The sequence below is a fragment of the Streptomyces sp. NPDC003247 genome, from assembly GCF_042888135.1.
Lineage (GTDB): Bacteria > Actinomycetota > Actinomycetes > Streptomycetales > Streptomycetaceae > Streptomyces.
Genome location: NZ_JBIAPF010000002.1, coordinates 390,228 through 404,480, shown reverse-complemented (window position 1 = coordinate 404,480; position 14,253 = coordinate 390,228). Strand labels below are relative to the sequence as shown.

Genomic DNA, 14,253 nt, shown 5'->3' with positions numbered 1-14,253 from the left:
GGGAAGTCTACGAAGCGGCCGACCGTCAGCAACGATACCGGCACACCGGACGGCCCCCACGGGACGGGGGCGTGGCCGGAAGGTAGCGTCTGAGGCGAGCGGACTCGGGAACGCGGTCGTTGCGCGGAGCGTTCCCGGAGTGACCGCCAGCACCAGACAGCCGTAATCACCGATGTGATCACCTAGGGGAAGACGCTCACTTGATGCCGGACCGCAGTCTGCGACTCCTCACGCTCCCCCCGCAGTCGCCGCAGGGAGGGGAGCGCGGCGCCGTGCTGCTGCGGGAGCGCCCAGCGTCCCCGCCCGACGCGCCCTCGGGCCGCGAGAACGGCGACGAGCAGGGCGGCGCCCCCCAGCCCCCGTCCCAGCCCCAGTCCCAGCCCCAGTCCGAGGACGACAACCCCTTCGCCCCGCCGCCGGAGGGCACTCCGGACCGGCCGTGGCAGCCCCGCCACCCCGCTCCGGGGCCCCCGCCCGGCGCCGGCGGCGGCCAGGACACCGGCGGCGGGGACGGGGGCGGGGGACACTGGGGCAGCCAGTGGAGCGACCGCCAGCCCGGCCGCTCCCCCGGCGGCTTCGGCCAGCGTCCCGGCGGGCCCGAGGGCGATCCCGGTGGCCCGAACCCGACCCCGCGGTGGGACCCCACCGACCCCGCCCAGCGCCGCGCGCGGTACGCGCTGCTGTCCGGTATGTGGGGCTTCTTCTTCGCCCTCTTCGGCTGGCCCTACGTGGCCCTGCTGCTCGGCGGCCTGGCACTGTACTGGGGCATCGGCGCCCTCCGCACCAAGCCCCGCACCCCCGACCCGACCGACCCGGCCGCCCCGCACACCCCCGCGCCCACCGGCCGCCCCCAGACCACCGCCGCGGTCACCGGCCTGGTCACGGCCTCGCTGGCCCTGGTCCTGGTCGCGGCGGCCTTCACGACCCAGCTCGTGTACCGGGACTACTACACCTGCACGAAGGACGCGCTGACGCACGAGGCGAAGCAGTCGTGCAGTGAGCTGCTGCCGCGGGAGCTGCGGGGGGTTCTGGGGGTGGGCGAGTAGGACCACGGGGGCGGGGCGGGGCGGTTTCGGTCGCGGTGCCGGGGGGCGCGGGCCGTCATTCAGTCCGGCGTCCTGTGCGGTGCTTCGTCCGGCGTCTTGTGCGGTGAGTTCGTCGTCGTCGAGGCCGGCGTCGGGTGCGGCGGCGGCGCCTTGTCCGGCGTCCTGCCCGTCGGTTTGGCCGTCGGTTTGTCCGTGGGTTTGGCCGTCGGTTTGGCCGTCGGTTTGTCCGTCGCTTTGTCCGCCGACTCCGGTCGGCTTTCCGTGAGCGGGGGGCCTTCCGGTGGCGATTGCGGCTCTGGATCCGACCTCGGCTTCGGCTTCGACTTCGGATCCAGCTCCGGATCCCGCTCCAGCTCCGGATCCCGCTCCGGCTCCGGCTCCGATCGGGGGTCGAGTGTCGGGGCGGTCCGGTCCTGGGGGTCGTCCTCCCGGTGCGGCTTCGAGGTCGGTTTCGGGGCCGAGTCCGGGTTCCGGACGTCCGGGGCCGAGCGGTCCGGGCTCGGGGCCGGGTGGCGTGGGCCCGTGTCCGAGTGGTCCGGGGCCGAGTGGTCCGGGGCCGAGTGGTCCGGGGCCGAGTGGTCCGGGGCCGATGTCGGGACCAGGGTCGAGGCCGGGACCGGGGGCGCCTCGCCTGTTCCCGCCTCCCGCAAGGCCGCCCACCGCGACTCCCTCGCCTCGTCGCCGTACCAGCCCGCCCCGGTGCTTCCCCCGTCGTACGGCTCGCATCCGAAGTCGTCGTCCTCCCGCCCGGCGTCGTACGCCACGTCCCACTCCCCGGGAACGGGAACGGCCCCCGCCGACACGGGCCCACGCGCGGGCGCCGGGACCGTCACGGACACCGGCACCGTCCCTCCCTCCTGATCCGCTCCGGGGCTCCGGCGCAGCCAGACCCGTGTCACCAGCACCACCGGCAGCCCGACCGCCACGATCCACACGGCCACCGCGACCCCCACCTGCCACCCCACCGGCCCGAACCGGGCCAGCCCCGCCACGCCCAGCGGTCCGCCCGCCATCCCCGCGAGCACTCCCGACGTCACCCCGGCCGCCGCCCCCGCCACCAGGACCACCCGTACGGTCCACCGCCATGACCGTTCGGCGGCCGCCCGCCCCACGAAGACGCCCACCGTGCCGCCGGCCAGGACCGGCACCACCCCTGCCGCCCAGTTCCACGGCCCTCCGGCGCCCGCCTCCGGCACCGCCGCGAGCAGCGGGAACGGCGGCAGCAGGGGCGCCGGATCCGACATCAGCGGCCCCACCACGTGCCCGGTGCCGAGAAGGAAGCCGGGTCCCACCGCGTACGACGCCCCCCACATCGCCGCGTTGGGCACCAGCGCCAGGCACAGCAACAGCACCGCGAACCGCCCCGACCACCCCTCCGTCAGCTGCACGAACGCCCCGCGCGCCGCCCCGAGGTGCCACACCGAGGAGACCGCCACCAGGAAGGCGCCGCCACCCCCGAGCACCGCCACCCCCGCCCCGGCCGCCCGTAGCGCCACCCCCGCCCACTCCCGCCCCTGCACCGCGAGCACCAGCCGCCGCACCCACCGCGGCACCACCAGCAGCGCACCGCCGGCCGGTCCCCGCGGACGCCCGTACGCCGTCCACACCCCCACCCCGGCCGCGCCCACCACGACGGCCGGCGGACACACCGCCGTCCACCCCCACGCCGGCCGCAGCGCACCCCCGGCCGCGTACACCGCCGCGCCCGCCCCCACCGCGAGGTATCCGGCCACGACCCCGAGCCATGCGGTCCGCACGCCCACCAGCGGCACGTCCTCCCCCTCGCCCCCGTACACCGCGTCGCGCGCGGCCCGGTGCACCAGCCACACCGGCAGGGCGAGCAGCAGCAACGGCGTGACACCGACGGGCGCCGGACCCCCGGACAGCGTGTCGGCGCGCACCAGTTCCGCCCCGTGGGCCAGCAGCCAGAGCGCGGCGGCGACATGCAGCGCGCCGCCCGGACCGCTGTCGGGATAGGGCGAACTGATCCACAGCACCATGACGAGGACGGCGGACGAACCGAGCCCCAGCCCGGCCGCCAGCACCCCGCCCAGGAGGCTGGCGCCCAGTCCGGGCGAGCGGTCGCGCACCCGGGTGAGCGACGGCGAGGACGAGCGGCGAGCGGTCATCTGGATCACGTCGTCATGCTGCCAACGACACGCGCCTTTCCGTCGCAACAGGCAAACTTCCGCTGTGTCGCTCAATATACGTTTATGTACTTTTTCGTACGAAGGGGCGACCGGTGACACACGACTCCGACACCCCGCTCCCCCCACCCGAGGAACGCCGACGCCTGCGCGAGGAGCGTGCGCTGACACAGGCTCAGGTCGCCGCACGGCTGGGCGTCAGCCGCGATCTGGTGCGCAGGTGGGAGGCCGGCCGCTCGACTCCGCGGGGGCGGGCGCGGGAAGCGTACGCGCAGGTGCTGTCCGAGCCGGTACACCCGTCGGACGACGCGGAAATGACGGCCCGTCCGGAGGAGCGGACGCCGGCGGACATCACCACCGCCACGGCTTCCGCAACGGCGGAGGGTGCGGAGCCCGCCGCCGTGAGAAGGGGGGAGCCTGTCGCGGCGCAAGGTGCGGGGCCTGGCGCGGCGAAAAGTGCGGGGCCTGGCGGGGCGGAAGGTGCGGGGCCTGGCGGGGCGGGACACGCGGAGCTCGCGGTTCCGAGGGGCGGCGCGGCAGCCGGGCGCTCAGCGGCGAGCCGTCACCCCGCCGCGCTCCTGACGCCCGCTCAGGCGTTCGACGCCCTCTACGCTTTCTGCGCCCCGGCCCTGGTGCGCCAGACCTACCTGCTCACCGGCCGCCGCGAACTCGCGCGCGAGTCGGTCGAGCGGGCCTTCCAGCTCGCCTGGCAGCGCTGGCCCGAGGTGGCCGTCGACCCCGACCCGGCGAGCTGGGTGCGGGCGGCGGCGTACGAGTACGCGCTCTCCCCCTGGCACCAGTTCCGCCCCAGGTTCCGCCACCCCGAGCCCCCGCCGGCCGCCGCCTCCGACCGCGCGCTGATGGACGTGCTCCTGACCCTCCCGCCACCCCACCGCCGCACCCTGCTGCTGTACGACGGCGTCGGCCTGGACCTGCCGGAGACGGCCGCCGAGACGGAGGCGAGCACGCCCGCGGCGGCCAACCGCCTGCTGCACGCCCGCGCGGTGATCTCCTCCCGCCTCCCCTCCCTGGCGGACCCCACCGCACTGCACCGGCGCCTGGCGGAGACGGCCTCCGCGGAGCGCCTCCGCGCGGCCAAGCCGACCGCCGTACGCAGGAGCAGCGAGCACCGCGCCCGCCAGTGGACCCGCGCGGCCATCGCCTTCACGGTCGCCCTCATCGGCGCGACCTGCCTGACCCTCTACACGGCTCCCACCCGGTACGAGCCACCGGTCCCGCCGGGCGAAACGGTCCAGGGCGTCCCGCCGAAGACGGCTCCCGGCCCCCTGTCGGGCGCGCGGCTCTCCCTGCGGGCGAAGCTGCGCTCGGAGTCGGCCCACGGCCCGGAACGGCTCGTCCCCGAGACCAGGTGAGCGCCCCGCCCCGCGGGCGGAGAAAACGCCGGTGGGCCCGTCCCCAGGACAGGGACGGGCCCACCGGCGTCAGCCAGGAAGCTCGGTCGGCCAAAAATCGGCCGGCCAAGAAATCGGCCGACCAGGAAACTCAGCCGGCCAGGATCTCGCGGGCCAGCTTCGCCGTCTCGGTGGGCGTCTTGCCGACCTTGACGCCCGCGGCCTCGAGGGCCTCCTTCTTCGCCTGGGCGGTACCGGACGAACCGGACACGATGGCGCCGGCGTGGCCCATCGTCTTGCCCTCGGGGGCGGTGAAGCCCGCGACGTAGCCGACGACCGGCTTGGTCACGTTCTTCGCGATGAAGTCCGCGGCCCGCTCCTCGGCGTCGCCACCGATCTCGCCGATCATGACGATCAGGTCGGTGTCGGGGTCGGCCTCGAACGCGGCGAGCGCGTCGATGTGCGTGGTGCCGATGATCGGGTCGCCACCGATGCCGACGGCCGTCGAGAAGCCGATGTCACGGAGCTCGTACATCATCTGGTACGTCAGCGTGCCGGACTTCGACACCAGGCCGATACGGCCCGGCTTGGTGATGTCGCCGGGGATGATGCCGACGTTCGAGCCGCCCGGGGTGATGATGCCGGGGCAGTTCGGGCCGATGATCCGGGTCTTGTTGCCCTTCTTGCCGGCGTACGCCCAGAAGGCGGCCGTGTCGTGCACGGCGATGCCCTCGGTGATCACGACGGCCAGCGGGATCTCGGCGTCGATGGCCTCGACGACCGCGTCCTTGGTGAACTTCTCCGGCACGAAGATGACGGAGACGTTGGCGCCGGTCTCCTCGATGGCCTCCTTGACGGTGCCGAAGACGGGTACCTCGGTGCCGTCGAAGTCCACGGACTGACCCGCCTTGCGCGGGTTCACGCCGCCCACGACGTTGGTGCCGTCGCCGAGCATGAGCTTGGTGTGCTTCTGCCCGGTGGCGCCGGTCATGCCCTGGACGATGACCTTGCTGTCCTTGTTGAGCCAGATAGCCATGGTGTGTTGGTGTCCTCGTCCTGAGTGCTTACTTGGCGGCGTGGGCCAGCTCGGCGGCCTTGTCGGCCGCGCCGTCCATGGTGTCGACGCGCTGGACCAGCGGGTGGTTGGCGTCGGTGAGGATCTGCCGGCCGAGCTCGGCGTTGTTGCCGTCGAGGCGGACGACGAGCGGCTTGGTGACCTCCTCGCCGCGGTCCTCCAGGAGCTTCAGGGCCTGGACGATGCCGTTGGCGACCTCGTCACAGGCGGTGATGCCACCGAAGACGTTGACGAAGACGGACTTGACGTCCGGGTCGCCGAGGATGATCTCCAGGCCGTTGGCCATCACCTGGGCGGAGGCACCGCCACCGATGTCCAGGAAGTTGGCGGGCTTGACGTTGCCGTGCTGCTCACCGGCGTACGCGACGACGTCCAGGGTCGACATGACCAGGCCGGCGCCGTTGCCGATGATGCCGACCTCGCCCTCCAGCTTGACGTAGTTGAGGCCCTTCTCCTTGGCGGCGGCCTCGAGCGGGTTGGCCGCGGCCTTGTCGTGGAGCTCCTCGAACTCGGGGTGACGGAACTCGGCGTTGTCGTCGAGCGACACCTTGCCGTCGAGGGCGATGACGTCACCGGAGGCGACCTTCGCGAGCGGGTTCACCTCGACGAGGAGGGCGTCCGACTTGATGAAGGTGTCCCACAGCTTGACGAGGACGTGCGCGACCTTGTCGGCGACCTCGGCCGGGAACTTGGCGGCCTCGACGATCTCGCGGGCCTTGGCCTCGTCCACGCCGTCGATGGCGTCGATCGGGGTCTTGGCGACGGCCTCGGGGCGGGTGGCCGCCACCTCCTCGATCTCCATGCCGCCCTCGACGGAGGCGATGGAGAGGAAGGTGCGGTTGGCACGGTCGAGGAGGAAGGAGACGTAGTACTCCTCGACGATCTCCGGAGCGGTCTCGGCGATCATCACCTTGTGGACCGTGTGGCCCTTGATGTCCATGCCGAGGATGTCCGTCGCGCGGGCGACGGCCTCGTCCGGGGTGGCGGCCAGCTTGACGCCGCCGGCCTTGCCGCGACCACCGACCTTCACCTGGGCCTTGACGACGGACTTGCCGCCCAGCCGCTCGGTGATCTCGCGCGCCGCCTCAGGCGTGTCGATGACTTCACCGGCCAGCACCGGTACATCGTGCTTGGCGAAGAGGTCCCTCGCCTGGTACTCGAACAGGTCCACGCGCTTCCGTCCCTATCAGTGATCTCGCGGTTCGTTGGATGCGTGGGCGTGCCGCGAAGGGCAACGTGACGACCGCATGTGTCACAAGGGAAGCGCACACGGTGTCCGAGCGCGCGGCATGTCCGTCTCGCAGGTTATCGCTGCTTCCGGGGGCCCTCTAAATCGCATGTCACACCTGAGCGGTGATACCTGTCACATGATGCCTGGTTCACTGGCACGCCGTGCCGCAGGTGAGGGGCCTCACCGGGCTGGGGTTCGCCCGGTGAGGCCCTGAGTGCAGCCCCGTAGGGGCTGGGGCGGGTCGTTCTCACCCCAATGAGGACGATCCGCCCGGTCCGCCGGGCCCACGGCCGGACACGGCCGACGGCTTTCGGCCGTCCGGGTCCTTGTGCCCCGCGGAAGCGGATTTCGCGCATGCGTTGGTTGCGCGGGGTGAGCGGTGGGGGGAGGCGGGGAGTGGTGTGGGGGATGGGGAGGGTGCGGGGTGGGGGTGGGGGTGGGGGTGACCGGTCAGGTACCGGGGCGACTCAGGCGCGGTGGGCGACTCAGGCGGGTGCGCGGCTCAGGCGGGGTGGGCGGCGGAGGGCTCGCCGGCTTCCGCCGCCCACGGGTAGGCCGTGAACACGACGGCCTCGGCCCATCCGTGGGAGAAGCCACCCCTCCCGGTGAGGTCGCCCGCGGACGCGGCGACGGACCGGAACGCCTTCGCCTTGGCCGCGGCGAGGGCGGCCCGCGCCGCCCTGGCGCCGAGGACGGCCTGCGCTCCCCGGATGCCGGAGGTCCGCGCCGTGCCGGCGACCTCGGCGGACCGGGTCGCCGCACCCGCGCTGCCGGTGCTCTCGGCGCTGTCGGTGCTGGTGGTGCTGGTGGAGCTGGTGGAGCTGGTGGAGCTACCGGTGGTCATGGCGGCGGCGGAACGGCGAATGTTCTTGTTCATGCGTACGTCAGATCCTTAGATCCTCGGGTTCCGAGACTTCGGAAGGCTGGGGACATCCCGGCACCGGAGCGGGCAGCGGAAGCGCTGAAGGGCTCCGGGCGGGCGGGCAGACCTGTCTTCGCCCCCGCGCGGCAGGTCTACGGAGGGAGAGGTCCGCCCTAGCCGGGGAAGACGGGGATGTCCCGGTACCGGTCCCGGGTCTCGGCCGCGTCGGCACGCACGGCGCCGCCGGGCACCAGCCGCAGCGGCAGCCGGTCACCGGGGGTCACGGCGTGCGCGTCACCGTGACGCGCCGAGCCGCTGTCGACGACCGGCACGCTGCCCAGCGCACCGTCGGGGTGACCGGCGGGTCCCCGGTGCGCGGGGAGGAGGCCGGCGCGCGCCGACACCTCACCGGCGTGCGCATCACGGTGCACACACGCGTGGGCCACCGCACCCGCCCCGAACCCGCTCACGGCGCTCGCCGGACCGTACGGCGACGAGGTGACGCCCGGACCCGCGTCCGGCGTCGACGCCACGGGCGCCGCCGACGTGCCGCCCGGCTGCTCCACCAGGTCCGACGGCGTCGACGGCAGCACCGGCGACGCCGGAGCGTCCGGCACGGTCGGGAGCGACGGCTGGGAGGGCTCGGACGGCTGAGAGGGCTGGGAGGGCAGTGAGGGGAGCGAGGGGAGCGACGGCGCCGAGGGCAGCGTCGGAAGACCCGGCAGGTCGGGAAGACCCGGCAGGTCCGGAAGAGCGGGAAGGGCCGGCAGGACCGGAAGGTTCGGCAGACTCGGCAGGAGGGGCGAGGACGACAAGGACGGCACGTCCACCCGGACCTCGGCCGACTCCTCCGTCACCGCCCCGACCACAGACGTCACAGGCACCGATACCGATGCGGATGCGGATGCGGATGCGGTGATGGGCGCCGACACCGTCACCGACACCGACACATGCGCAGATCCGGACACGGGCCCGAACACAGTCACCGTGGTCGGCAGGGACGACGCCGCCGGCGCGGACGCCCCCTCAGCCGCCTGCGCCTGCCCTCCGAAGAGGACCCCGAGCACGAACAACCCGCCCACCAGCAGCGCGCCCCGCAGGGCGACCCGCAGCGCACGCCGACCGACCGCCGTGCGCGGAACGCGCGGAGCGGCAGCGGAGAACGCGGCAGGCCGGGCCAAGAAAGGGATCCTCCCGTGCGACGAACGAGATGGGGGAGGCGACGATCCTTGCACGGGGGTGCCGAGGTTACGCAAGCCCCCCGTTACCGATGGGCTGTCATGTCCCTTTTCTCACCCGCGCGTTCCTTCCCGCTCCTCTACTCCCCGTCCGGCACGGGCAGCGGACGTTTCTCGATCGCCGCGGCCATCACCTCCGGGAAGAGGTCGGGCGTGCAGGCGAACGCCGGTGTGCCGAGCGCCGCGAGCGCGGCCGCGTGCTCCCGGTCGTAGGCGGGCGCCCCTTCGTCCGACAGCGCGAGCAGCGCGACGAACTGCACGCCCGACGCCTTCATCGCCGCGACCCGCTTCAGCATCTCGTTCCGTATGCCTCCCTCGTAGAGATCGCTGATCAGCACGACCACCGTCTCCGCGGGCCGGGTGATCTGCGACTGGCAGTACGCCAGCGCCCGGTTGATGTCGGTGCCGCCGCCGAGCTGGGTGCCGAACAGGACGTCCACCGGGTCGTCGAGCTGGTCCGTGAGGTCGACGACCGCCGTGTCGAAGACGACGAGCCGGGTGCTGATCGACCGCATGGAGGCCAGCACCGCCCCGAACACGGAGGCATGGACGACCGAAGCGGCCATCGACCCCGACTGGTCGATGCAGAGGATCACCTCCTTCTTCACGGACCGGGAGACCCGCCCGTATCCGACGAGCCGCTCGGGCACGACCGTCCGGTGCTCGGGGAGGTAGTGCTTGAGGTTGGCGGCGATGGTGCGGTTCCAGTCGATGTCGTGGTGGCGGGGGCGGGTGACGCGCGCGCTGCGGTCGAGGGCGCCGGTGAGCGTGGCCCTGGTCCGCGTGGCGAGCCGCTTCTCCAGGTCGTCCACGACCTTGCGCACGACGGCCCGCGCCGTCTCCTTCGTCGTCTCCGGCATCGCCTTGTTCAGGGAGAGCAGCGTGCCGACGAGGTGCACGTCGGCCTCGACCGCCTCCAGCATCTCCGGCTCCAGCAGCAGCGTCGCCAGCCCGAGCCGGTCGATGGCGTCCCGCTGCATGACCTGGACGACGGAGGAGGGGAAGTACGTACGGATGTCCCCGAGCCAGCGGGCCACGGACGGCGCCGACGCCCCGAGCCCCGCCGACCGGTCCCGGCCCTTCGGCGCGCCGTCCCGTCTCCCGTAGAGCGCGGCGAGCGTCCCGTCCATGGCGGCGTCCCGCCCGGACAGTGCGCACCCGGTGCCGTCCGCCTCCTCGCCGCCGAGCACGAGCCGCCAGCGCCGCAGCCGCTCCTGCCGGGACTCCGTCTCTCGCGGATCGTTCCACTCGGTCGTCATCCGCCCGCCCTCACCTCGTCGTTGTCGTCCAGCGGCCGTCCCTCCGCGTCCAGTCCCAGCAGCAGCCGCACCACGGGCAGCACGGCGTCCGCGCGCCCCGCGTCGAGTCCGGCCGCGAAACCGGGTCTCCCGTCGCCCGCGCCCACGCCGCTCCCCCGCCGGCCGGGACCGCGCCGCACCAGCTCCCCGAGCGTTCTGCGCACCCCCGCCTCGTACGCCGAGAACGTCCTCCGCAGCAGCGGCAGCACATCCGTGAACGCCTCCGCCGGCACCCCCGTCAGCCAGCCGTCGACCAGGCTCAGCAGCCGCTCGTCGTGCACGAGGAGCAGCCCGCCGCCGGAGCCTCCGCCGACGAAGCCCTCGATCCAGGCGGCCGCCTCCCCCGGTGGCGTCCCCGATGACAGCGCCAGCCCCATGAGCCGCGCCGCCTCGTCCGCGTCCACCTCCCCCTCGTCCAGCAGCAACCGCACGGCCCGTCCACGGACGACGCCCGCCACCGCGTCCCGCCCGGACAGCACCCCCAGCACGGTCCGCCAACGGCTCCGCAGGCCACCGGGGCCGGGGCCGCGGCGCGCCGGGGTGCCGGCCGGCCGCTCCCCTCCCGGGCCGAGCGCCTCCTCCAGCAGCCGCACCGCCCCGTGCACCGCGTCCACGTGTCCCCGCATCTCCTCGGCCGCCTCGGCGTCCAGCGCGGCGCAGGCCGGGGGCAGACCGACGAAGACCCGCTCGGCGAGGCCCGCGGCGACATCGGCGAGCGCGCCGGTGTCGGTGCCGCGCAGATCGCCGTAGCGCAGGGAGCGGACGAGGGCGGGCAGCGCCCGGGCGAGATGGCCGACGTCGGTGTCGAGCGCCGCCCGGTCGGCGAGGACCCGCATCACCGTGGGCAGCGCCCCCGGCAGACCCGCCAGGAGACAGCGCTCGGCGAGCGCGGTCGTCTCGGCGAGGGTGCGCGCGCCCACGGCGTCCGCCTCCGCCTTGGCCGTCGCGGCGGCGAGCACGGTCGTCCCCCACACCCCGGCCTCGGCCACCCGCACGGACAGCTCCGGCTCCCAGCGCAGCCGCCACGTCTCCCGGAAGGTGCCCGTGCTGCCCCGCGAGGCCACCGGCTCGCCCCAGGGGACGCGCAGCAGCCGCAGCCGGTGCAGGAGTGCGCTGCGCTCGGCGTCGTTCTCCTTGCGCAGGTCGAGCTCCGCCTCCCGCTCCGCCGCCTCCGGTCTGAGCCGGAGCCTGCGCTGTATCCGGTCGAGGTCGCGCTGCAACGGCACCGCGGGCGCGGAGCGCGGCACCTCGCCCAGGACGTCCCCGACGACGAGCCGGTCGTGCACGAGCGCCAGCGGCACCTCCGACCCCTCGCTCAGCACCGCCCGCACCGCGTCCGTCGTCTCGCTCAGGCCGGGCAGCGGCCTGCCGCGCAGCACGGCGAGCGTCTCGGCCAGCCGTACCGCCTCGATGACGTGCGCCGAGGACACGATCCGGTCCTCCTCGCGCAGCAGGCCCGCCACCTTGGTCAGCCACCGCTCGACCGGCCGGTCCGGCACGGCGAACAGATGCCCGTACCAGCCCGGCGACTCGATACCGGCGCCGTATCCCCCGGCCCGCGCGAGTCTGCGGTTCGTCCACGGCACCCACGTCAGGTCGGTCTTGACCCTGGGCAGCCCCTTGAGCAGCGCCCGGTCGGCGCCGACGCCGGTCCTGCGCCGCAGCGCGGGCACGTGCCAGGCCCCGCAGACCACGGCCACGCCCCCGTCGCCGAACTCCCGCTGCGCCGCCCGCACCCGGAGCCGCATGTACGCCTCCCGTACGGCGTCCCGGCCGTTCCCCGCGTCGCCGTGCGTCTCCCGCAGCGCCCCCATCGCCTCCTCCAGCACGGTGAACGGCGCGAACGGGTCCCGCTCCCCCGCGCCCCGGTGCTCGACGACGTCCTCCCACCAGCGTTCGGGGTCGTCGTAGCCGGCGGCGTCGGCCAGCACGGCGAGCGGATCGCCGCGGAGCCCGTCCACCCCCGAGGGGCTCCTCCCGCCCTCGTGGGCTCCCTCGCCCGCCTTCCCGCCGTGCGCGTTCCCCGCTTCGCCCGCTTCCCCCTCGTCCCCGGTGCCTCCTTCCTCTCCTTCGTCTCCGTCAGCTCCGTCGTCCCAGGCCAGCGTGTGGGTGGCCGGCAGGTCGATGAAACGGGCCGGGACCCCCTGTTCCAGGGCCCACCGGAGCGCGACCCACTCCGGCGAGAACTCGGCCATCGGCCAGAACGCCGACCTCCCGGGCTCGTCCACGGCGTGGGCGAGGAGCGCCACCGGTGGCCGCATGTCCTCGTCGGCCGCCAGCGGGATCAGCGCGTCGGCCTCCGGTGGCCCCTCGATCAGGACGATCCGGGGCCGCGCCGCCTCCAGCGCCGCCCGGACGGCCCGGGCCGACCCCGGCCCGTGATGCCGCACCCCGAGCAACAGGGCCTCCCCCGCACCGGCCCTCCCGCCGCCCGCCCGCCCCTCGCCGGCTCCCCGGCCGGCCGGGGAGCCCGGGACGGCGTCCCCCGCCACCGGCCGGCCGACGTCCGCGTCCACGGCCGTCCCCCGGCCCGTCATCCCGTCCCCCTCCGGCTGCGGGTCCACGTCGTGTCGTCGTCCCCCGGCCGCGCCGGCCGCGCAACCCCGCGGACCACCGCACCCCTCACGTCCCGCCCCCGGTCGCCGTCGATGCCGCTCACGCACTCACCTCCCGGCAGGCCCGGTAGAAGTCCGTCCAGCCGTCCCGCTCCCGGACCACCGCCTCCAGGTACTCCTGCCACACCACCCGGTCGGCGGCCGGGTCACGGACGACCGCGCCGAGGATGCCCGCGGCGACGTCGCCCGGCCGCAGCACGCCGTCGCCGAAGTGCGCGGCCAGGGAGAGTCCGTTGGTGACGACGGAGATCGCCTCCGCCGTCGACAGGGTGCCGCTCGGCGACTTCACCTTCGTACGCCCGTCGGAGGTGATCCCGTCGCGCAGCTCGCGGAAGACGGTCACCACCCGGCGGATCTCGTCGAGGCCGTCGGGCCCGGCCGGCAGCTCCAGGGAGCGGCCCATCTGCTCGACGCGCCGCGCAACGATGTCGACCTCGGCCTCGACGCTCGCCGGCAGCGGCAGCACCACCGTGTTGAACCGGCGGCGCAGGGCGCTGGAGAGCTCGTTGACCCCGCGGTCGCGGTCGTTGGCCGTGGCGATCAGGTTGAATCCGCGGACGGCCTGGACCTCCTGCCCCAGCTCCGGTATCGGCAGCGTCTTCTCCGACAGGACGGTGATGAGGGTGTCCTGCACGTCGGCCGGGATGCGGGTCAGCTCCTCGACCCGCGCCGTCATCCCCTCCGCCATGGCCCGCATGACCGGGCTGGGCACGAGGGCGTCCCGGCTCGGGCCGTGCGCCAGCAGCCGCGCGTAGTTCCAGCCGTAGCGGATCGCCTCCTCGGGGGTGCCCGCGGTGCCCTGGACCAGCAGGGTGGAGTCCCCGCTGACGGCCGCGGCGAGGTGCTCGGAGACCCAGGTCTTGGCGGTGCCGGGCACACCGAGCAGGAGCAGGGCCCGGTCGGTCGCCAGCGTGCTGACGGCGACCTCGACGATCCGGCGCGGTCCGACGTACTTCGGGGAGATCACCGTGCCGTCCGGCAGGGTGCCGCCGAGGAGGTACGTGGCGACCGCCCACGGAGACAGCCTCCAGCGGGCCGGGCGCGGTCGGTCGTCCTGCGCGGCCAGGGCGGCGAGTTCGCCGGCGAAGGCGTCCTCGGCGTGCGGTCGCAGCACATCGCCCCGCTGCTCCTCGCTCCCCGGCTGTTCCTCCCTCGGCTGCTTCTGACGTGGTTCCGCCGGCAACGGGTCGACGGACGTCGTCGGGTCGATGGACGTCGTCGGGTCGACGGGCAGAGACATGGCTGAGGCCCCCTCCAGCTCGGCCGGTTCGGATCTGGTGTCCACCGTGCACCACGGCACTGACAATCCGTTCCGACCTGCGGAAACGCCGTCCGGGGCCAGCCGTCGGACCAGCGGTGGGGCCGGCTGTCGACGCGATTGTCAGTGGG

The 14,253-nt window shown here is 74.2% G+C and carries 11 protein-coding genes; 3 read left to right on the top strand and 8 right to left on the bottom strand.

Annotation, left to right across the window (positions count from 1 at the left end; genetic code table 11):
• The first annotated feature begins 203 nt into the window (after positions 1-203).
• Complete coding sequence (locus ACFYWQ_RS06730; RefSeq protein ID WP_389513452.1) at positions 204-1,046, top strand: hypothetical protein; 843 nt, start codon at positions 204-206, stop codon at positions 1,044-1,046.
• A 59-nt stretch (positions 1,047-1,105) separates the two neighbouring features.
• On the opposite strand, the gene ACFYWQ_RS06725 is transcribed toward ACFYWQ_RS06730, so the two are convergent.
• Positions 1,106-3,175: a DUF6350 family protein gene (locus ACFYWQ_RS06725; protein ID WP_389514364.1), complete on the bottom strand. Its 2,070-nt coding sequence runs from the start codon at positions 3,173-3,175 to the stop codon at positions 1,106-1,108.
• Between the two features lie 113 nt (positions 3,176-3,288).
• Here ACFYWQ_RS06725 and ACFYWQ_RS06720 point away from each other — a divergent pair, with 113 nt between their 5' ends.
• Positions 3,289-4,566 (top strand): helix-turn-helix domain-containing protein, encoded by a 1,278-nt coding sequence (locus ACFYWQ_RS06720; protein ID WP_389513451.1) that lies wholly within the window; start codon positions 3,289-3,291, stop codon positions 4,564-4,566.
• Between the two features lie 130 nt (positions 4,567-4,696).
• On the opposite strand, the gene sucD is transcribed toward ACFYWQ_RS06720, so the two are convergent.
• The 4 genes from sucD to ACFYWQ_RS06700 form a co-directional block, all read right to left on the bottom strand.
• Positions 4,697-5,581 carry a succinate--CoA ligase subunit alpha gene (gene sucD, locus ACFYWQ_RS06715; protein ID WP_389513449.1) on the bottom strand — a complete coding sequence of 295 codons (885 nt, stop codon included), beginning with the start codon at positions 5,579-5,581 and terminating at the stop codon, positions 4,697-4,699.
• Between the two features lie 28 nt (positions 5,582-5,609).
• Positions 5,610-6,791 (bottom strand): ADP-forming succinate--CoA ligase subunit beta, encoded by a 1,182-nt coding sequence (gene sucC / locus ACFYWQ_RS06710; protein WP_389513447.1) that lies wholly within the window; start codon positions 6,789-6,791, stop codon positions 5,610-5,612.
• 562 nt (positions 6,792-7,353) lie between these two features.
• Entirely contained in the window at positions 7,354-7,728 is a 375-nt protein-coding gene (locus ACFYWQ_RS06705) for a hypothetical protein (RefSeq protein ID WP_389513445.1), read from the bottom strand.
• Positions 7,729-7,886: 158 nt separating this feature from the next.
• Positions 7,887-8,183, bottom strand: a complete 297-nt coding sequence (locus ACFYWQ_RS06700; RefSeq protein ID WP_389513443.1) for a hypothetical protein — start codon at positions 8,181-8,183, stop codon at positions 7,887-7,889.
• A gap of 28 nt (positions 8,184-8,211) precedes the next feature.
• Between ACFYWQ_RS06700 and ACFYWQ_RS06695 the strand changes: the two genes are divergently transcribed.
• The gene (locus ACFYWQ_RS06695; protein ID WP_389513442.1) at positions 8,212-8,367 is read left to right on the top strand and encodes a hypothetical protein; all 156 of its coding nucleotides are present in this window, start codon (positions 8,212-8,214) and stop codon (positions 8,365-8,367) included.
• Positions 8,368-9,031: 664 nt separating this feature from the next.
• On the opposite strand, the gene ACFYWQ_RS06690 is transcribed toward ACFYWQ_RS06695, so the two are convergent.
• From ACFYWQ_RS06690 to ACFYWQ_RS06680, 3 genes are all read right to left on the bottom strand, one after another.
• Complete coding sequence (locus tag ACFYWQ_RS06690) at positions 9,032-10,210, bottom strand: vWA domain-containing protein (RefSeq protein WP_389513440.1); 1,179 nt, start codon at positions 10,208-10,210, stop codon at positions 9,032-9,034.
• The gene (locus tag ACFYWQ_RS06685; protein WP_389514362.1) at positions 10,207-12,786 is read right to left on the bottom strand and encodes a DUF5682 family protein; all 2,580 of its coding nucleotides are present in this window, start codon (positions 12,784-12,786) and stop codon (positions 10,207-10,209) included. Before ACFYWQ_RS06685 ends, ACFYWQ_RS06690 begins: the two co-directional genes overlap by 4 nt.
• Before the next feature lie 118 nt (positions 12,787-12,904).
• Positions 12,905-14,104 (bottom strand): AAA family ATPase, encoded by a 1,200-nt coding sequence (locus tag ACFYWQ_RS06680; protein ID WP_389513439.1) that lies wholly within the window; start codon positions 14,102-14,104, stop codon positions 12,905-12,907.
• Positions 14,105-14,253 lie beyond the last annotated feature (149 nt).